Here is an 18,618-nt window from a genome sequence, read left to right as displayed (position 1 = left end):
CGACACGGGAAGGGCCCGCCGACACCAGGTCGGCGGGCCCTTCCGGCGTCCCCGGGGTGCTCAGGCGCCCCGCCGCTGTGCTCGCTCAGGCGCCGTCGGTCAGCTCGCGGGCGCGCTTGACGTCGTCGGCCATCCGGTCCAGCAGCGCCTCGATGGAGTCGAACTTCTCCATCCCGCGCAGGTAGGCCAGGAAGTCCACCGCGACGTGCAGCCCGTACAGGTCCAGGCCGACCCGGTCGATGGCGTACGCCTCGACGGTGCGGGCGGTGCCGTCGAAGGTCGGGTTGGTGCCGACCGAGATCGCGGCCGGCATCCTCTCACCGTCGGCGGTCAGCCAGCCCGCGTACACGCCGTCGGCCGGGATCGCGCTGTGCGGGACGGTCTCGACGTTGGCGGTCGGGAAGCCCAGCTCACGGCCGCGCTGCGCGCCGCGCACCACCTCGCCCTCGACCCGGTGCGGGCGGCCGAGCACCTCGTTGGCGCCCGCCATGTCCCCGGACTCGACCAGCCGGCGGGTCAGGCTGGAGGAGAACGGCTCGCCGTCCCCGGCCGTGCCGCACACCTGCAGGTCGACCACCTCGACCTCGAAGTCGTCCGCCCGGCCCAGCTCGGTGAGCAGCGCCACGTCCCCGGCGGCCCGGTGCCCGAAACGGAAGTTGGGTCCCTCGATGACGACCCGCGCGTGCAGCGCGTCCACCAGGACCTGCCGGACGAAGGTCTCCGGGGACTCCTTCGAGAACTCGGTGGTGAACGGCAGCACCAGCACCGCGTCCACGCCGAGCTCCGCGATCAGCTCGGCCCGGCGCGGGTGCGGCGCGAGCAGCGGCGGGTGGCTGCCCGGGCGGATCACCTCGCGCGGGTGCGGGTCGAAGGTCACCACGACCGAGGGCAGGCCGAGTTCGCGGGCACGCTCGACCGCCTGCCCGATGATCAGCTGATGCCCGCGGTGCACCCCGTCGAACGAGCCGATGGTGACGACGCTGCGTCCCCAGTCACCGGGGATCTCCTCCAGGCCACGCCAGCGCTGCACCTGACCGCTCCTTGTTCCGTACGGCGCGTACCCTCTGTACGCTCAAACGCTCAAAACCCGAACCCCTATAGCGTGCCATGCGCCTGCCCCGGCTCAGGCACCGGAATACGGGTTGAGCGCACCGGAGGCCGTACGGCCCGGTCGGGCGCCGTCCGTTCCGCCTCGGCGGCGGCGTACTGCGGGTCCCGGCCGGCCGCGGTCAGGGCCCGCATCCGGGCCAGTCGTGGGCCGTCCGGCGCGGCCGGGGCGGCGTCGCACGGCCACCGGACGAGCAGCCGGGCGAAGGCCGCGGAACGCCCGGCGCAGCGCACCAGCAGCTCGTCGGCGCCCGGCAGTGCGGCGGCCGTCCGGGCCAGCACCGCGCGGGCCCGGGCCGGCTTCTCGGCCGCGCAGTGCTCGGCCAGCCGCTCCACGACGGCGGTCAGCACCGCCGGGTCGGTCTCGGTGGCGAGCAGGGTGTCCAGCAGTTCGCAGCGCAGCGCGTCCGCCGCCGGGTCGGCCACCGGGACGGACAGCGCCTCGGCGAACGGGCGCCGCACCGCCGCCGCACCGGCGGCCAGCGCGGCGCCGAGCAGCACCCGCAGCTCCAGCCGGTCGGCCGGGCCGGCGGCCGCGGCACGGGCCAGCCGGCGGCCGAGGTAGTCCACGGCGACCGGGCCGGCCAGTCCCGGGTGCGCGCGCAGCAGCCGGGCGGCCAGTTCGGTGCCCCGCCGGACGGCCACCGGGGCCGAGGCGTCGGCCAGCACCCGCAGGGTCTCGGCGGTGGCCGGGCCGGGCGCGGCCAGCCGGTCGGCGAGCGCGGCCAGGACGGGCCCCGGGTCGCTCTCCAGGGCCGGGGCGAGGGCCCTCGGGGTGAGGAAGGCGTCGCCGCCCGCCCGGTGCAGCGCGAGCGCGGCCGGGAGGTGCTCGGCCCGGGTCGCCGGGTCGCCGACCAGCAGCGCCAGCGCCGCGCCGTGCAGGCCGGGCTCGTCCTCGCGGGCGAGCAGGGTCAGCGCGGCGAAGCGCAGCAGGTCCGCCGCGGCACCGGTCGCGTATGGGGCGGTCCGCAGCGCGTGTGCGGCGGCCGCCACGTGCCGCTCGGGCCGCCGGTCGTGGCTCCAGCGGTCCACCGCGCGGCAGAGTGCGGACGGCTCCTCGGCGGCGAGCACGGTGAGCAGCGCGTCCGCCCTCGGGTGCGCGGCGTCGGCCAGCGCGTCGACCAACTCGTCCAGGGCGAGCCACCGGTGGACGTACAGCAGGTCGTGCGCGACGTCGGCGACGCCGAGGCAGCCGTGGGGGCCGGCGCGGCCCGGCAGGCCGCGCGGATCGTCGAGCCAGGCGCAGAGCAGGGGGAACACCGTGACCGGGTCGCTCCGCAGCCGCCCGGCCACCGCGGCGAGGAAGCGCCGGCCCGGGCCGTCGGCGACCACCAGCCGTCGCAGCAGGGCGAGTTCGGCCTCGACTGGCAGGCCGAGGCCGGTCCAGAACGGCGGGCCGAAGGAACCGAGCCCGGCGGCCGGGAGCGCCGCCGCCGCCGCACCCCCCGCGGCGGCCCGTTCGGCGATCCGGCCGGCCAACTGGTCGAGCAGCGCCCGGTGTTCGACCGGGTCGGGGCTGGCGGCCAGGCCGGCGGTGAGCAGCCGGGCCGCCCACCAGGCGGGTTCGCTGCCGGGCGGGCGCAGGTCCAGCGCGCGCCAGATCCGGTGCAGCCACGGGTCCAGGGCCGGAGCGCCCCAGGTCTCGGCCACCCGGCGCAGCGCGGCGGCGACCGGGCCGATCCGGTGCCGGGGGACGGAGGTCGCCCCGGCGGACCGGCCGCGCTCCGCCGTCGCGTCGGCGGGCGACGGGGGCGTGTCCGCAGCTTCGCCGAGCAGCAGCCGCAGCGCCGCGTCCAGGTCCAGGTGCAGGCCCTGCAACCAGTCGGCGAACTCCCCGTGTGCGAACCGGAACCCGGGCCCGGCGGGGACGAACAGGCCCTCGGCGAGCACCGCCGTGGCCCAGCCGCCGTCGACCGGGAACAGCTCCTCGAAGGCGGCCCGGTCCAGGCCGCCGGGCTCGCTGCCGAGCATCCGCCGGGCCGCCTCGTGGACCCGGCCCGCCACCGCCGCCGCCAGTCGGCGCACCCGCCCGTGGCGCGGCCCCTGGGGCCGGGCCGCACCCCGGCGGTGCGCGCCGGGGCGGCGCGGCCGGCCGCCGTCGGCCAGCCGCTGCGCCACCCGCAGGCAGCGCAGGTCCAGGAAGGCGCCGAACAGCTCGCCCCGGCGCACCGGCCCGTCGCGCAGCCCCTCGGCCCACAGCTCCCCGGCCAGCCGTACGGCCAGCGGGTGCCGGGCGTCCTCTGCGGCGGGCGGGCGACCGGGCGGCAGCCCGTACCGGCGGCGCACCCGCTCGGCGGCCTCGACCGGCAGCGGACCGAGCCGCTGCCCGGCCAGGCTCGGCGCGCCCGGGCCGCCGCCGTCCATCCGGACGGTGGGGGCGCTGCTCAGGTCGCCGTCCGGGAGCGGCTCCCCGGCGCGGTCCGCTCCAGCCGCGCCGCTGCCCCAGGTCTCGGCCGCCAGCCGCTCCCAGAGCTCCTCACCGCAGGCGGTCAGCAGCCGCGCCCCGCAGCCCGTCAGCCACTGCCCGGCGGCGCGCAGCCAGCGCGCGTCCAGCCGTGCCGGGGCCTCCTCCGGGCCGTCCAGCACGACCAGCAACGGCCGTCCGGCAGCCGCGCACAGCGCCGCCACCGGCTCGGGCGCGGGCGCCGGGGTGTCCAGCTCGACCGCCGCGGCGGCCAGCGCACGCTCCACCGGTTCGGCGAGCGAACGGTCCTCGGCGCGCAGGTCGGCGCCGCGCAGCCAGAGGGTGGGCAGCGGGTGGGCGGCGCCGGAGCGGCGGACGGCCAGCGCGGCCAGTTCGGTGGAGCGCCCGCTGCCGGGGGCGCCGACCAGCGCGGTGACGGTCGCGGCCGGTTCGTCCCCGGCCAGGCCGTCCGGCCGGTCCACCCGGTCTGCGGCCAGCGCGGCGACCCGCCCCGGTCCGGCCCCGGCGCCCGCCAGTTGGGCCGCGGTCAGCCGCAGCACCCCGGCCAGGTTGAGCGCCGGGCCGTACGCGGCCACGGCCGCCGCGTTGCGCGCCAGCAGCCCGGCCAGCGCCTCGGCGACCTCCACCGCCCCGCCCCCGACCGCCACCGCCGGCAGCGCCCCGCCGTGCTGCGGGCCCCGGACGGCGGGCGCGGCCAGCGCGACCACCGCGCCGCTGCGGGCGTCCAGCACCGGCGAGCCGGCCGGCACGGTGACGCCGCCGACCACCGGCACATCCAGCAGCAGCACCCCGCCCAGCCGGTGCCCCCCGTACCAGGCGCCGGTGACCGCGAGCAGCCCGCAGCGCAGCGCGACCGCCCGGCCGTCCTCGCCCGCCAGCGCGGGCAGCAGCACCTCGTGCCCGCCCCCGACGGCGGCCGTCGGCAGCGGCGGCACCGGCAGCCCGCCGACCGCGTCGGTGCGCAGCAGCGCGAGCCCGTGCTCGGGCAGCGGCAGGACGGCGTCCGGGCCGAGCACCCGGGTCTGCCCGCCGGGGGTGTGCAGGACGACCCGGTCCAGCCCGGCCACGCTCTCGTGCGCGGTGAGCACGCCGCCCTGCGGGTCGGCGACGAACCCTAAGCCGTGCAGCCGCCCGTTGAGGTCGCGGATCCGCAGCAGGTACCGCCCCGGATCGCCCTCCGGAAACCCCGACATGAATGCCCCCTCGACCGTCGCTCGCTCACCGCCGGGAGCCTGCCCGCCGGGGCGGCGCGCCGACCGCGCCCACGCCGCTCACCACGGGCGTTCACCTCGTGCGCTCCCTCGTGCGGGTGACCCGGTCCGACCGGAGGGTCCCCCGGAACGGGAAATCCCCGCCGGGAGTCCCGGCGGGGATTTCGAGCAGCGGTGGGGCCGCGAGCAGCAGCGGGTCCGCGCGCAGTGCTGGGTCCGCGCGCAGCGGTGGGGCCGTCAGCCGACGAAGACCGCGACCGGCTTCGCCTGCCCGCCCTTCTCCTCGACCAGGGCGAGGAAACGCCCGTCCGGGCCGAACACCGCTATCGGCCCGTCCACGCCCAGCCCGGGCGCCTTGAGCCGGGCGCCGTGCGACAGCTTCTCCGCCGAGGCCTCGTCCAGGTCCCAGCGCGGGAAGGCGGCCGCCGCGGCCGCCGCGATCGGCAACACCTCCAGCCCCGTGGCGGAGTCGCCGGTGACCGCGGCCTCCAGCTGTTCCAGGGTGCGCGCCGACTCCACCCCGTACGGCCCGACCTTGGTGCGCCGCAGCGCGGTCAGGTGCCCGCCGACGCCCAGCCCGGCGCCCAAGTCCCGGGCCAGCGCCCGGATGTAGGTACCGGAGGAGCACTCGACGGTCACGTCCAGGTCGATCACCGGCGTGCCGTCCTCGGCGACCGCCGCGCGCTGGTCGTGCACGGTGAAGGAGTGGATCGTGGTCGGCCGGGCCGCGAGCTCGAAGTCCTCGCCCTCGCGCACCCGGGCGTACGAGCGCTTGCCGTCGATCTTGATCGCGCTGACCTTGGACGGCACCTGCATGATCTCGCCGGTGAGCGCCGCGATCCCGGCGTCGATCGCCTCCCGGGTGACGGCGTCGGCCGGGGTCGAGGAGGTGACCTCGCCCTCCCGGTCGTCGGTGACGGTGGTCTGGCCGAGCCGGACGGTCGCCTCGTACGTCTTGGCGGTGAGCATCAGGTGGCCGAGCAGCCGGGTGGCCCGCTCGACACCGATCACCAGCACGCCGGTGGCCATCGGGTCCAACGTGCCGGCGTGCCCGACCTTCCGGGTCCCGGCCAGCCACCGCAGCTTGGCGACGACCCCGTGGGAGGTGATGCCCTCGGGCTTGTCGACGATCACCAGGCCGTCCGGGCCGGTGCCTTTGCGCTTCATCGAGTTCTTTCTCTGGAAACTTCGGACAACGTCAGCAGGTGATCAACGTACCGGGCGCAGTGCGCGCCGGAAGCGCTCGACCACGGCGGCCACGTCCTCCCGCACGCTGAATCCGGCCGCGAAGACGTGCCCCCCGCCGCCCAGTCGGGCACAGGCCGCAGCGACGTCCACCGCGCCCTTGGAGCGCGAGGAGCCGCGCAGCGTGCCGTCCGGGTCCTGCTTGAGCACCAGCGCCACCTCGGCCTCGGCCGGGCGGCGCAGGATGTCGATCAGCCCCTCGATCTCCTCGACCGTGACGCTGAACAGCGCCAGGTCCTGGTACGGCACCCAGGTCCACACCAGGCCGAGGCCGTCGGCCGCGTCCGGCTCGTAGACGGCCCGGTCGAGCGCGCCCGCGAGCACCTTGAGGTAGCCGAAGGAGGAGGTGTCCCACAGCTGTCGGGAGATCAGGTCGTGCCGGATGCCGGTGGCCAGCAGCCGGCCGGCGAGTTCGTGGGTGGCGGGCGTGGTCGCCCGGTACTTGAACGAGCCGGTGTCGGTGGCGACCCCGGTGTAGAGGCAGGTGGCCAGGTCCCGGTCGAGTTCGACGCCGAGCCGGCGCAGCAGTTCGTCGACCAGGACGGCGGTGGCCGGCGCGGTCGGGTCGATCAGCTGGTGGGTGCCGAAGCCCGGGTTGGAGGCGTGGTGGTCGAACACCACCAGGACGGGCGCGGCGAAGGCCTTGCCGTGCAGCAGGCCGAGCCGGCTCTCCGCGGCCACGTCGAAGCAGAGCACCAGCTCGGGCACGTCCGGCACGTCGGCGGCCGGCACGATCAGCTCCTGGCCGGGCAGGAAGGCCAGCGACTCGGGCACGATCTGCGGGTCGTCGCCGAAGGAGACCCGCACCTGCTTGCCGAGCGCGCGCAGCGCCAGCGCCGCGGCCAGCGAGGAGCCCAGCGCGTCGCCGTCCGGACAGATGTGGCAGATCAGGTCGATCGAGCGGGCCCGCCCGATCTCCGCCACCACCTGCTGCCAGAGCAGCTCGAACCCGCTCTCCTCGGCGCGCGGCCCCGGGAGCGCCGCGAGGGCACCCTCCACCGTGCTGGTGGAAGACGCCCCCGTGGTCGATCCGGTTCGCGAGGCGGCCTTCGCCGGCTCACCCGCCATGACTACTCGTCCTCGTCGTCACGCTCGGACGCCGGGACCCGGTACGGGTCCGCGTCGCCGGCGTAGGCCGCCCCGGCGGCCTGCGTGCGCACCTCGGCGTCGGAGTGCCGGGCCCGGTCGAGCAGGTCGTCGATGTTCCGGGCGTTGTCCGGCAGCGCGTCCGCGACGAAGGTCAGCGTCGGGGTGAAGCGCACCCCGATCTTGCCGACCTCGGAGCGGATGACGCCCTTGGCGCTCTCCAGTGCGGCCGCAGTGGCCTGGCGCTCGGTCTCGTCACCGAAGACGGTGTAGAAGACGGTGGCCTCGCGCAGGTCGCCGGTCACCCGGGTGTCGGTGATGGTCACGAACCCCAGCCTGGGGTCCTTGATCCGCCGCTCCAGGGTCTGGGCGACGACCACCTGGATGCGGTCGGCGAGCTTGCGCGCCCTTGCGGTGTCGGTCACGTTGCCTCCTCGTGCAGTGGGCCCGGTACCCGGGTGAGCTGCGCACCCGTCGGGGCCCAAGCCCCAAAGTACCGGCCCGCGCCCGGCCTTGCGGGCGCTCTCGGTCCTGATCTGTGTGAGAACGGCGACTTCCGCCGGCCGGCTCCACAGCTCTCATTCGTCGTCGTCGTTGTGGTACCTCCTCCTCGCGGAGAGGAGTTGCACCTCGGGGCGGCCGGCGACCAACCGCTCACAGCTGTCCAGGACCTCGGTGACGTACCCGGCTTCGCCGGACACCACCGCGAGGCCGATCTCGGCCCGGCGGTGCAGATCCTGGTTCCCGGTCTCGGCAGCGCACACGCTGTACTTGCGCTGCAGTTCGGCCACGATGGGCCGCACGATCGAACGCTTCTCCTTGAGCGAGTGGACGTCGCCCAGGAGCAGGTCGAAGGTGAGTGTTCCCACGAACATGTGTGACAGGTCTCGCCGACCTGGAAGGCCTCGGGGAGCAGCCCGGAACCGGGCTGGCGCCGCTACGTCTGATCTACCCCGGACCCTACACAGCGAGACCGGGGCCGGTCGACGGAAATACCACCCGTCGACCGGCCCCGGCTACCTGCGACTACGCGCGCGGCTTCTCGCGCATCTCGTAGGTCTCGATGATGTCGTCGACCTTGATGTCGTTGAACGACCCCAGGGTGACACCGGCCTCGAAGCCCTCGCGGACCTCGGTCGCGTCGTCCTTGAAGCGGCGCAGACCCTCGATGGTGAGGCTCTCCGCCACGACCTTGCCGTCGCGCAGCAGGCGGGCCTTGGTGTTGCGGCGGATGATGCCGTCGCGGACCAGGACACCGGCGATGTTGCCGAACTTGGAGGAGCGGAAGACCTCGCGGATCTCCGCGGCGCCGAGGCGCACCTCCTCGTACTCCGGCTTGAGCTTGCCCTTGAGGGCGTTCTCGATCTCCTCGATCGCCTGGTAGATGACCGAGTAGTACCGGACGTCCACGCCTTCCTTGTCGGCCGCGGTGCGCGCACGGCCTTCGGCGCGCACGTTGAAGCCGATGATGATGGCGTCCGAGCCCATCGCCAGGTCCACGTCGGACTCGGTGATGGCACCCACACCGCGGTGCAGGACCCGGAGCTCGACCTCCTCGCCCACGTCCAGCTTGACGAGGGCGTCCTCGAGGGCTTCCACCGAACCGGAGACGTCACCCTTGATGATGAGGTTGAGCTGCTCGATGGAGCCGGCGGCGATGGCCTTGTCCAGGTCCTCCAGGGACACCCGGACCCGACGCTGCGCGAAGGCGGCGTTGCGGTCGCGGGCCGAGCGCTTCTCGGCGATCTGACGGGCGGTGCGGTCCTCGTCGACGACGATGAAGCTGTCGCCGGCGCGGGGCACGGAGGTCAGACCGAGCAGCAGCACCGGACGGGACGGGCCCGCCTCGGCGAGGTTGTTGCCGTTCTCGTCCAGCATCGCGCGGACGCGGCCGTAGGCGTCGCCCACGACGATCGAGTCGCCGACGCGGAGGGTACCGCGCTGGACGAGGACGGTCGCCATGGCACCGCGGCCCTTGTCGAGGTGGGCCTCGATGGCGATACCCTGCGCGTCCTGCTCGGGGTTGGCCCGCAGGTCCAGCGAGGCGTCCGCGGTCAGGACCACGGCCTCCAGCAGCTGGTCGATGTGCAGGCCCTGGCGCGCGGAGATGTCGACGAACATGGTGTCGCCGCCGTACTCCTCGGCCACCAGGCCGAACTCGGTCAGCTGACCGCGGACCTTCGTCGGGTCGGCGCCCTCGACGTCGATCTTGTTGACGGCGACCACGATCGGCACACCGGCGGCCTTGGCGTGGTTGAGCGCCTCGACCGTCTGCGGCATGACACCGTCGTTGGCCGCGACCACCAGGATCGCGATGTCGGTGGACTTGGCACCACGGGCACGCATGGCGGAGAACGCCTCGTGACCCGGGGTGTCGAGGAAGGTGATCGGACGCTGCTCGCCGTTCACCTCGGTGACGACCTGGTAGGCACCGATGTGCTGGGTGATGCCACCGGCCTCGCCGGCCACCACGTTGGACTTGCGGATCGCGTCCAGCAGGCGGGTCTTACCGTGGTCGACGTGACCCATGACGGTGACGACCGGCGGGCGCGGGGCCAGCTGGTCCTCGTCGCCCTCGTTGGCACCGAAGTCGATGTCGAACGACTCCAGCAGCTCGCGGTCCTCGTCGTCCCGGCTGACGATCTCCAGCTGGAAGCCCATCTCGCCGGCCAGCAGCTCGAGGGTCGCGTCGGAGACCGACTGGGTCGCGGTGACCATCTCACCGAGGTTGAACATGACGGAGACGAGCGCGGCCGGGTTGGCGTTGATCTTCTCCGCGAAGTCCATCAGCGAGGCGCCGCTCGACAGGCGAACGGTCTGGCCGTTGCCGCGAGGGAGCATCACACCGCCGACGGACGGGGCCTGCATGGCCTCGTACTCCTGGCGCTTCGCCCGCTTCGACTTGCGACCGCGCGCCGGGCGACCGCCCGGGCCACGACCGAAGGCGCCCTGCGTGCCACCACGGGCACCCGGGCCACCGGGACGACCGCCGAAGCCGCCGGGACGGGGACCGAAGCCGCCGCCACCACCGGGGGCGCCGCCACCCGGACGCGGACCGCCGAAGCCGCCGCCACCGGCCGGACGCGAGCCCGGACCGGCCGGACGACCCTGGAAGCCCGGACGGGCGCCACCGGCACCCGGACCACCCGGACGGCCGCCGGGGCCACCGGGGCCACGGCCACCGGGACCCGGACGCGGGCCGGGAGCCGGACGCTGCGGCATCATGCCCGGGTTCGGGCGCGGCATGCCGGACGGGGACGGGGCGCCGGGGCGCGGGCCGGCCGGACGCGGCATGCCGTCGGGACGCGGACGGTCGCCGCCCGGACGCGGAGCGCCGGCACCGGGACCACCCGGACGCGGACGGTCGCCACCCGGACGGGGAGCACCGGCACCCGGAGCACCCGCCGGACGCGGACGGTCGCCACCCGGACGGGGAGCACCGGCACCCGGAGCACCCGCCGGACGCGGACGGTCGCCACCCTGGGCGCCCTGGCGACGGTCGCCGGGGCGACCCATGCCGGTGGCGCTGCCCGAGGTGAACGGGTTGTTGCCCGGACGCGGGCCGGCCGGACGCGGGCCCGGACGGGCGCCGCCGGAGGCCTGGCCGCTCGGGCGCGGAGCCTGGGCGGCCGGACGCGGGGCGTCACCGGCCGGAGCCGGCGAGGAGAACTCGGCCGCGGGCGCGGCCGGGGCCGCCGGCGCCGCCGGAGCGGCGGGACGCGCGGCCGGGCGCGGGCCCGGAGTCGGCGCACCCGGACGCGGGGCAGCGGGGGCGGGGGCGGCCGGAGCGGCGGGAGCCGATCCGGCGGCGGGACCTGCGGTCGGTGCGGGACGGGGACCAGGGGCCGCGGCAGGGCGCGGACCCGGGGTCGGAGCACCCGGCTTGGGTGCACCCGCGGCGCCTGCCGCGGGCTGGGGCGCCGCGGGCTTCCGCGGGCCAGGCTTGGCAGCGCCACCACCGGTGGGGGCCACACCAAGCGCGTCAGTCAGCTTACGCACGACCGGCGCCTCGATCGTCGAGGACGCCGAACGGACGAACTCACCGAGCTCGGTCAGCTTGGCCATGACGGCCTTGCTCTCCAAGCCAAGCTCCTTGGCGAGTTCGTATACCCGGACCTTAGCCACTTCACTCCTGTCTATGAGTCCGGGGGTCTCGTCCGCCGGACTGTCGCTACTTCATGGGCGTACCCATCGCGTACTCATCGCGTACTCATCGAGTGCTCATCGCAATCTCGACCTACTTCCACATCGCGAGGTACCTGACTGGTGGCACGGCGCGCGGCTTCCCGAACGCTGTGCTTGCTGCGGTGGTTCTCCGCCGCGTGGAGCGGCGGCCGTCGCGGGAGGTGGCCCGTCTAAGAGGCTCCGCCTGCCCGCTCCCCGATGAACTCGCGGAGCCGCTCCGTGCCGAGTGTGCCCTGGAGCCGGAAGGCCCGGGGGAACGCCCGACGGCGGACCGCGAGGTCGAGGCAGGCCGGTTCGGGGTGCAGGTGAGCGCCCCGGCCCGGCAGTGCGCCACGGGGATCGGGGACACACTCGCCCTCGACCGCCGTGACACGCAACAGCTGGTGCTTGGCCGCGCGCTTGCGGCAGCCCACGCAGGTGCGTTCCGGGCGTGCTCGGACATGCGTCCGGCCAGACGAAGGCAAGTCTACCCCTCCGAAGCGACATGGCGCCGCCCCGCAGATCCCGGGGGACCGGCGGGGACGGCTATGACAACACGGACGACCGGTCGGGCTATTCCCGGCCGCCGTCCTCCGACTGGCCCTCGGTGTCCGGCCGGATGTCGATCCGCCACCCGGTGAGACGGGCCGCCAGACGGGCGTTCTGCCCCTCCTTGCCGATCGCCAGCGACAGCTGGTAGTCCGGCACGATCACCCGCGCGGAGCGCTGGGCGGCGTCCACGATCTCCACGCTGGTCACCCGTGCGGGGGACAGCGCCGCGGCGACCATCTCCCGGGGGTCCTCCGACCAGTCGACGATGTCGATCTTCTCGCCGTGCAGCTCGCCCATCACCGCGCGCACCCGGGAGCCCATCGGGCCGATGCAGGCGCCCTTGGCGTTCAGTCCGGCCCGGCGGGACCAGACCGCGATCTTGGTGCGGTGGCCGGCCTCACGGGCGATGGCGGCGATCTCCACGCTGCCGTCCGCGATCTCCGGGACCTCCAGCGCGAACAGCTTCCTCACCAGGTTGGGGTGCGTGCGCGACAGCGTCACCGAGGCCCCGCGGACCCCGCGGCGGACGGCCACCACGTAGCACTTCAGTCGGGTGCCGTGCCGGTAGTCCTCACCCGGGACCTGCTCCTGCGGCGGCAGGATGGCCTCCAGCTTGCCGATGTCGACCAGCACGTTCTTCGGGTCGTTGCCCTGCTGGACGACACCGGTGACGATGTCGCCCTCCTTGCCCGCGTACTCGCCGAAGGTCTGGTCGTCGGCGGCGTCGCGCAGGCGCTGCATCATCACCTGGATGCCGATGCTGGACGCGATCCGGCCGAAACCGTTCGGGGTGTCGTCGAACTCCTTCGGCTCGACGCCCTCGTCCAGCTCCGTCGGGTCCTCCATGGCCCACACGGTCACATGGCCGCTCTTGCGGTCCAGGTGCACCCGGGCGCGGCGGCGCGAGCCCTCGGTGCGGTGGTACGCGGTGAGGAGGGCTGACTCGATGGACTCGACCAGCAGGTCGAAGGGGATGTTCTTCTCGTTGACCAGCGTGCGCAGGGCACTCATGTCGATGTCCACGGCTACGCCTCCTCGTCTTTCGTCACGTTCGTCATGGTCGTACGGCACCCGGGGGTCACTCGGCGCCGTCGTCCCCCTCGTCGAAGTCGGCGGCCTCGTCCAGGAGCTTCTCGTCGTCCTTGCGGTTGAACTCCACCTGGACCCGCGCCCGGGCCACCTCGCCGTACTCCAGACGGCGCTCCTTCGGGCGGCCGCGCCCCTTCACCGGCTGCACCTCGACCAGCGCGCCGTCCTCGTCGGCCTCCAGCACCCGGGCGACGATCTCCCCGCCGTCGACCAGGTGGATCGCGGCCAGCCGGCCCTCGGCCCGCTGCCAGTGCCGGGGCAGCACCAGCGGACGCTCCGCACCCGGCGAGCCGACCTCCAGCAGGTAGGCGTCGTCCCCCATCAGGTCCGACTCGTCCAGGGCCTCGCCGACCACCCGACTGAACTCGGCGATGGTGTCCATGTCCACGCCGCCGTCGGTGTCGACGTCGATCTGCACCTGCCGGCGGCTGCCCGCCTTGGTGACCCTGACGTCCTCCAGGTCCAGTCCGGCCTGTGCGGCCAGCGGCTCCAGCAACGCTCGCAGCCGGTCGGTGTGGGTGGTGCTCATCCGGGTGGACTCCTCGGCCGCGTCTGCTGTTGTCAGAAGGTCGCCCCGCGCCCTCGGCGCCACACCGGGTCACGGCAGCTCGGCCCAAAGCCTAGCCGGTGAAGCCCCCAACCACCGATTCCGGACCACCCCCGGCCGCTCGCACACCACCCACTGCGAGCAAGCTCACACGTGCCCGCCCGGGGCCCGGTGTGCCCGAACCGGGCCCCGGAACGTGGGGATTCTGTAATCATTCACGCCAACGAGGTCCGGCGGGGAGGCCGTCCTCCCGTACACGCCCCGGAGTGACCCCGATGCAGCCGCCCAGCCGACGGACCTTCCTGGCCCTCGGACTGCTCACCCTCACCGCCTGCACCGCCGACCACACCGGCCCCACCTCCGGCACCGGGGGCCTGCGCCCCGACCCGGACACCCCCGTCCGCCGCCGCGCGATCGCCGCCACCGACGCCCTCCTCGCCGGGTACGACACCCTGCCCCCGCCTCCCTCCGTCCGGAGCGCCGACCTCCGCGCGGAGGTCGCCCGGCACCGCGCCGCCCTCGCCGAAGGCCTGACCGCCTCGGCCGTCCCGTCACCGCCCGTGACCGCCGACCCCGCCGCCGCCACCCCCGTCCCCACCCCGGACGGCCTCGGCCTGGCCGGACTGGAGCGCCGGACCGGCGAGTCCCGCCTCGCCGACCTGGACGCCGCGAGCCCGGCCCTCGCCCGCCTGCTCGCCTCCGTCGCCGCCGCCGACAGCGTCCATGCGGCGGTCCTGGGCGCCCCCGCCGCCCCACCGGCACCCGCCCGCCCCGCCGCCTCCCCCTCGGCCACACCCGCGCCGAGCGCCACCCCCGCGGCCCTCACCGCCCTCCAGAACGCCCTCGGCGCCGAGCACGCCGCGATCTACGGCTACGGCGTCGTCGGCGCCCACCTGCCCGGGGACCCCCAACTCGCCGACGCCCGCACGGCCCACGCCGCCCACCAGGCCCAGCGCGACACCTGGCAGCGCCTGGTCTCCGCCCTCGGCGCCGCCCCCAGCCCCGCCGCCGGCGGCTACCGGCTGCCCTTCCCGGTCGCCTCCCCCGCCGACGCCGCCAAGCTCGCCGCCCACCTCGAAACCCGCCTGACCACCGTCTACGCCGACCTGGTCGCCGCCGTCCCCGCCCCGCACCGGCTCACCGCCGCCCTCGCCCTGCGCGACTGCGCCCTCCGCGCCCACCGCTGGGGCGCCCCCGACCAGCCCTTCCCCGGCATCGAGGACCAGGCCCCGACCCCCTCGCCCACCGGCCCCTGAGGACCCCGACCCGCGACACCCAACCGCCCGACACCCACCCGAGCACCCCGCCCACGCCGCCGAAGCCCGACAATGGACCCATGTCGGGAGCCGCACCCACCATCACCGTCCCCACCTGGCTGACGAACACCGTCACCGCCACCCAGGGCGAAGCGGGCCGCCAGTGGCTCGCCACCCTGCCCGCCCGGGCAGCCGCCCACCTCGCCGACTGGGGCCTCACCCTGGAACGCGTCCTCGACCCCGGTGGCAGCCTCAGCCTGATCGCGTACGTCCACCGCGACGACCTCTCGCCCGCCGTCCTCAAGGCCGGTCTGCTCACCCCCGAGACCGCCCACGAGCACGCGGCGCTCACCCACTGGGCCGGCCGGGGAGCCGTCCTCCTCCTCGACGCCGACCCCGCCGAGGGTGTCCTCCTCCTGGAACGCCTGCACGGCGAGATCCCGCTGCGCTCCCTCGCCGAGCCCAAGGCCATGCTGGAGGCCACCAGCCTGCTGCACCGACTCTGGGTGGAGCTCCCCGGGGAGCACCCGTTGCCCACCCTCGCCCAACGGGTCGCCGCCACCGCCGACCGGGTCGTGGAACAGCGCACCCACCCCGCGGCCACCGAGGCGCAGGCCCTGATCACCGAGGCCCTGGAGACCGCCCGGGGCCTGACCGACACCGCCGGCGAGTCCTTCCTGCTGCACGGCGACTTCCACCACGGCAACGTCCTCGCCGCCGACCGCGCCCCCTGGCTCGCCATCGACCCGCGCCCCGTCGTCGGCGAGCGCGCCTACGACCTGGCCCGCCTCGCCCTGGACCGCGCGGACACCCTGCTCGGCTCCCCCGGCGTCCCCGCCGCCGTCCGCCGCCGCCTCCACCAGCTCTCCGACGCGCTGGACGTGGACCGGGACCGCCTCCGCGGCTGGACCCTCTTCCGCTCCGTCGACCTGGCCCTGCGATCCCTCGCCGCGGACCGCCGCGAGGACGCCGAACTCCACCTCGAACTCGCCGGCTCGCTCTGACGGCACCCCGTCCGGGCGGCCCCGCTGTCCGGGCGACCCCGCTCAGACCCCCGAGCTCCGCAGTGGCAGCCGGGCCCCCATCACCGCGTACAGCCGGTCCGTCGCCGGGAAGCGCACCGCCCGCGCCAGGTCCTGGTACCCCAGGGCCCGGTACAGCCGCCGCGCCGGCGTCTCCGCGTCGATCGCCGAGAGGATGCTCCGGTCCAGCCCCGAGCTCTCGCACAGCGTCCGGATGAGCCGCGAACCGACGCCCTGCCCCTGGAACTCCGGCAGCACGTGCAGCTCGGTGACGGCGAACACGCCGTCCAGCCAGTCCGCGTACCCCCGGACGGTCAGGTAGGGCTCGATCACCGTGCTCCACCAGTGCTCCCGCTGGTTGGGCATCCCGTAGCCGAAGCCGACCAGCCGACCGCCGCTCATCGCCCCGAACGCGATCACCCCCGGCTGCTGGGCGTGCCGCCCGACGATGTGCAGCCGTACCGCGACCTCCTCGGGCGTGAGCCCGAACGCCACCGCCTGGACCTCCAGCGCCTGCGGCGCCCAGGCCGCAAGGTCGATGGCCCCGATCGTCACCCCGGTCAGCTGATCCATGCTCCGGACGTTACTACCAGCGGCCACCGGACGCGGCCGAAGATCCGAACACGGCCGCCCGGCGCGGACGACGGCCTCAGAACAGCACGCTCATGAACGCCCCGACCTCCCGGAACCCCACCCGCCGATAGGCCGCCCTGGCCCGCAGGTTGAAGTCGTTGACGTAGAGCGACACCACGGGCGCCACCTCCTGCAACGCGATGTCCAGGACCGCCGCCATCCCCGCCTTCGACAGGCCCTGCCCCCGGTGCTCCGGCGCGACCCAGACGCCCTGGATCTGGCAGGCGCCCTGCGTCACCGCCCCGATCTCCGCCTTGAAGACGACCTGCCCGTCCTCCCCGAACCGCGCGAACGACCGCCCGGTGGAAACGAGTTCGGCGACCCGGGCCTGGTAGAGCAGCCCCCCGTCCCCCGCCAGCGGAGACACCCCGACCTCCTCGGTGAACATCGCCACGCAGGCCGGCATCAGCGTCTCGACCTCGTCGCGCCGCACCCTGCGCACCAGCGGATCCGGCGCGATCTCCGCAGACGGCACCGAGGTCGCCAACAGCGGCTGGTGGCCCCGGACTTCACGCGCCGGTCCCCAACTGCGCTCCAGCAGTGCCCAGAACCCCGCGGTGGCCTCGGCCGGCCCGACGATCGAGGAGCAGCGCCGCCCCTGCCGGCGGGCCCGCTCGGCGAAGGCCGCGACCGCCTCCGGCCCGGCGTCGACCAGGACCAGGTTCGCCCCGGCGTAGCAGAGCGCGTCCAGCGCGCCGTCCCCGTCGTACCAGCCCCAGATCTCCCCGCCGAGCCGCCACGGGTCGAGCCCGACGGCCTCGACGCGGGTCGCGACGAAGGCGTTGGCGACCGGATCGCGGTGGAGGATCTCCAGGGCGTCCGCGAGGTCGGGCGGCTCCAGCACCCGGGTGGTGGCCAGGGCACGGGCGGCCTGGAAAGAGCTCGGGAGCATCACACCTCGATCGAGCATCGAGACAGCACCTCACTGAGACGACTCTGGCCGCACCCTACTCCGTGGCCCCACCCGGCTACGGCTGCGGGGCCGTCCACGAACGGACGGCCCCGCTTCCGGAAGACTTCACGCGGGCATCCCCGCGCCATTCAGGACACGCTACGGGTTCACTCGCCCGCGACGACGGTCGGCGCCCCCGCCTCGACGCCGGCCGCCTGCATCTGCTCGGCGAGCTTGAGCGCCTCCTCGATCAGGGTCTCGACGATCTTCGACTCGGGGACGGTCTTGATGACCTCGCCCTTGACGAAGATCTGGCCCTTGCCGTTGCCGGAGGCGACGCCCAGGTCGGCCTCGCGGGCCTCGCCCGGACCGTTCACGACGCAGCCCATGACCGCCACCCGCAGCGGCACCTCCATGCCCTCCAGGCCGGCGGTGACCTCCTCGGCGAGCTTGTAGACGTCCACCTGGGCGCGGCCGCAGGACGGGCAGGAGACGATCTCCAGGCCGCGCTCGCGCAGCCCGAGCGACTCCAGGATCTGGTTGCCGACCTTGATCTCCTCGGCCGGCGGGGCGGAGAGCGAGACCCGGATGGTGTCGCCAATGCCCTCGGCCAGCAGCGCGCCGAAGGCGACCGCCGACTTGATGGTGCCCTGGAAGGACGGACCGGCCTCGGTCACGCCGAGGTGCAGCGGGTAGTCGCAGGCGGCGGCGAGCTGGCGGTAGGCGTTGATCATCACGACCGGGTCGTTGTGCTTGACCGAGATCTTGATGTCGCGGAAGTCGTGCTCCTCGAACAGCGAGCACTCCCACAGCGCGGACTCGACCAGCGCCTCCGGGGTGGCCCGGCCGTACTTCTCCATCAGGCGCTTGTCGAGCGAGCCGGCGTTGACGCCGATCCGGATCGGGACGCCCGCGTCCTTGGCGGCCTTGGCGATCTCGCCGACCTTGTCGTCGAAGGCCTTGATGTTGCCCGGGTTCACGCGCACGGCCGCACAGCCGGCGTCGATCGCGGCGAAGACGTACTTCGGCTGGAAGTGGATGTCCGCGATGACCGGGATCTGCGACTTCTTGGCGATGATCGGCAGCGCGTCGGCGTCGTCCTGCGAGGGCACGGCGACCCGGACGATCTGGCAGCCGGACGCGGTGAGCTGGGCGATCTGCTGCAGCGTGGCGTTGATGTCCGAGGTCACGGTGGTGGTCATCGACTGCACCGAGATCGGGGCGTCGCCGCCGACCGGCACGTTGCCGACCATGATCTGCCGGGAGTGCCGGCGCTTGGCGAGCGGCTTGAGCGGCAGGGACGGAATACCGAGCGAGATCGCGGTCATGTGCGCAGGGTTCCCCGGGGTAGAGGTGTGATCGACCGCCCGGCCGCTGGGACGGCCGAGG

General features: G+C 74.8%; 15 protein-coding genes. 2 read left to right on the top strand and 13 right to left on the bottom strand.

What is annotated here, in order from left to right; genetic code table 11:
* Positions 1–85 precede the first annotated feature (85 nt).
* From ABTY56_RS23995 to rimP, 10 genes are all read right to left on the bottom strand, one after another.
* The gene (locus ABTY56_RS23995) at positions 86–1,030 is read right to left on the bottom strand and encodes a bifunctional riboflavin kinase/FAD synthetase (protein ID WP_350631074.1); all 945 of its coding nucleotides are present in this window, start codon (positions 1,028–1,030) and stop codon (positions 86–88) included.
* 65 nt (positions 1,031–1,095) lie between these two features.
* Positions 1,096–4,725, bottom strand: coding sequence for a serine protease (locus tag ABTY56_RS23990; RefSeq protein WP_350631072.1), 3,630 nt, complete (start codon positions 4,723–4,725; stop codon positions 1,096–1,098).
* Positions 4,726–4,980: 255 nt separating this feature from the next.
* Positions 4,981–5,910, bottom strand: coding sequence for a tRNA pseudouridine(55) synthase TruB (gene truB / locus ABTY56_RS23985; RefSeq protein WP_350631071.1), 930 nt, complete (start codon positions 5,908–5,910; stop codon positions 4,981–4,983).
* Positions 5,911–5,952: 42 nt separating this feature from the next.
* Entirely contained in the window at positions 5,953–7,056 is a 1,104-nt protein-coding gene (locus ABTY56_RS23980) for a DHH family phosphoesterase (RefSeq protein ID WP_350631069.1), read from the bottom strand.
* Between the two features lie 2 nt (positions 7,057–7,058).
* Positions 7,059–7,499: a 30S ribosome-binding factor RbfA gene (gene rbfA, locus ABTY56_RS23975; RefSeq protein ID WP_350631067.1), complete on the bottom strand. Its 441-nt coding sequence runs from the start codon at positions 7,497–7,499 to the stop codon at positions 7,059–7,061.
* Between the two features lie 153 nt (positions 7,500–7,652).
* Positions 7,653–7,949, bottom strand: a complete 297-nt coding sequence (locus tag ABTY56_RS23970) for a DUF503 domain-containing protein (RefSeq protein WP_030289887.1) — start codon at positions 7,947–7,949, stop codon at positions 7,653–7,655.
* Between the two features lie 151 nt (positions 7,950–8,100).
* Positions 8,101–11,199, bottom strand: a complete 3,099-nt coding sequence (infB, locus tag ABTY56_RS23965) for a translation initiation factor IF-2 (RefSeq protein ID WP_350631066.1) — start codon at positions 11,197–11,199, stop codon at positions 8,101–8,103.
* A 230-nt stretch (positions 11,200–11,429) separates the two neighbouring features.
* Positions 11,430–11,723: a YlxR family protein gene (locus ABTY56_RS23960; RefSeq protein ID WP_350631065.1), complete on the bottom strand. Its 294-nt coding sequence runs from the start codon at positions 11,721–11,723 to the stop codon at positions 11,430–11,432.
* A gap of 88 nt (positions 11,724–11,811) precedes the next feature.
* Positions 11,812–12,813 (bottom strand): transcription termination factor NusA, encoded by a 1,002-nt coding sequence (gene nusA / locus ABTY56_RS23955; RefSeq protein ID WP_350631063.1) that lies wholly within the window; start codon positions 12,811–12,813, stop codon positions 11,812–11,814.
* Positions 12,814–12,868: 55 nt separating this feature from the next.
* A complete protein-coding gene (gene rimP, locus ABTY56_RS23950) occupies positions 12,869–13,408 on the bottom strand; it encodes a ribosome maturation factor RimP (RefSeq protein WP_350525465.1) in 540 nt (179 codons plus the stop codon).
* 293 nt (positions 13,409–13,701) lie between these two features.
* Between rimP and ABTY56_RS23945 the strand changes: the two genes are divergently transcribed.
* Both ABTY56_RS23945 and ABTY56_RS23940 read left to right on the top strand, forming a co-directional pair.
* Entirely contained in the window at positions 13,702–14,682 is a 981-nt protein-coding gene (locus ABTY56_RS23945; RefSeq protein WP_350631106.1) for a ferritin-like domain-containing protein, read from the top strand.
* Positions 14,683–14,762: 80 nt separating this feature from the next.
* A complete protein-coding gene (locus ABTY56_RS23940) occupies positions 14,763–15,686 on the top strand; it encodes an aminoglycoside phosphotransferase family protein (RefSeq protein WP_350631061.1) in 924 nt (307 codons plus the stop codon).
* A 42-nt stretch (positions 15,687–15,728) separates the two neighbouring features.
* Here the strand turns inward: ABTY56_RS23940 and ABTY56_RS23935 are convergent, their stop codons facing one another.
* The 3 genes from ABTY56_RS23935 to ispG all read right to left on the bottom strand — a co-directional run bounded on the left by ABTY56_RS23935 (position 15,729) and on the right by ispG (position 18,557).
* A complete protein-coding gene (locus tag ABTY56_RS23935) occupies positions 15,729–16,277 on the bottom strand; it encodes a GNAT family N-acetyltransferase (protein ID WP_350631059.1) in 549 nt (182 codons plus the stop codon).
* A gap of 76 nt (positions 16,278–16,353) precedes the next feature.
* Positions 16,354–17,229 (bottom strand): GNAT family N-acetyltransferase, encoded by an 876-nt coding sequence (locus ABTY56_RS23930; RefSeq protein WP_350631105.1) that lies wholly within the window; start codon positions 17,227–17,229, stop codon positions 16,354–16,356.
* A 167-nt stretch (positions 17,230–17,396) separates the two neighbouring features.
* The gene (ispG, locus tag ABTY56_RS23925) at positions 17,397–18,557 is read right to left on the bottom strand and encodes a flavodoxin-dependent (E)-4-hydroxy-3-methylbut-2-enyl-diphosphate synthase (protein ID WP_350631057.1); all 1,161 of its coding nucleotides are present in this window, start codon (positions 18,555–18,557) and stop codon (positions 17,397–17,399) included.
* Positions 18,558–18,618 lie beyond the last annotated feature (61 nt).

Source organism: Kitasatospora sp. NPDC097691 (genome assembly GCF_040302665.1).
Lineage (GTDB): Bacteria > Actinomycetota > Actinomycetes > Streptomycetales > Streptomycetaceae > Kitasatospora.
The sequence above is the reverse complement of the archived record's forward strand: the minus strand, read 5'-3'. Positions and strand labels throughout refer to the sequence as shown.

Bases quoted from the DNA above. Each gene is read 5' to 3' on its own strand.
- rimP (WP_350525465.1), bottom strand. From the start codon at position 13,408: ATGAGCACCACCCACACCGACCGGCTGCGAGCGTTGCTGGAGCCGCTG.
- ABTY56_RS23970 (WP_030289887.1), bottom strand. From the start codon at position 7,949: ATGTTCGTGGGAACACTCACCTTCGACCTGCTCCTGGGCGACGTCCAC.
- truB (WP_350631071.1), bottom strand. From the start codon at position 5,910: ATGAAGCGCAAAGGCACCGGCCCGGACGGCCTGGTGATCGTCGACAAG.
- ABTY56_RS23990 (WP_350631072.1), bottom strand. From the start codon at position 4,725: ATGTCGGGGTTTCCGGAGGGCGATCCGGGGCGGTACCTGCTGCGGATC.
- ABTY56_RS23940 (WP_350631061.1), top strand. From the start codon at position 14,763: ATGTCGGGAGCCGCACCCACCATCACCGTCCCCACCTGGCTGACGAAC.
- ABTY56_RS23930 (WP_350631105.1), bottom strand. From the start codon at position 17,229: ATGCTCCCGAGCTCTTTCCAGGCCGCCCGTGCCCTGGCCACCACCCGG.
- ispG (WP_350631057.1), bottom strand. From the start codon at position 18,557: ATGACCGCGATCTCGCTCGGTATTCCGTCCCTGCCGCTCAAGCCGCTC.
- ABTY56_RS23980 (WP_350631069.1), bottom strand. From the start codon at position 7,056: ATGGCGGGTGAGCCGGCGAAGGCCGCCTCGCGAACCGGATCGACCACG.
- ABTY56_RS23935 (WP_350631059.1), bottom strand. From the start codon at position 16,277: ATGGATCAGCTGACCGGGGTGACGATCGGGGCCATCGACCTTGCGGCC.
- ABTY56_RS23945 (WP_350631106.1), top strand. From the start codon at position 13,702: ATGCAGCCGCCCAGCCGACGGACCTTCCTGGCCCTCGGACTGCTCACC.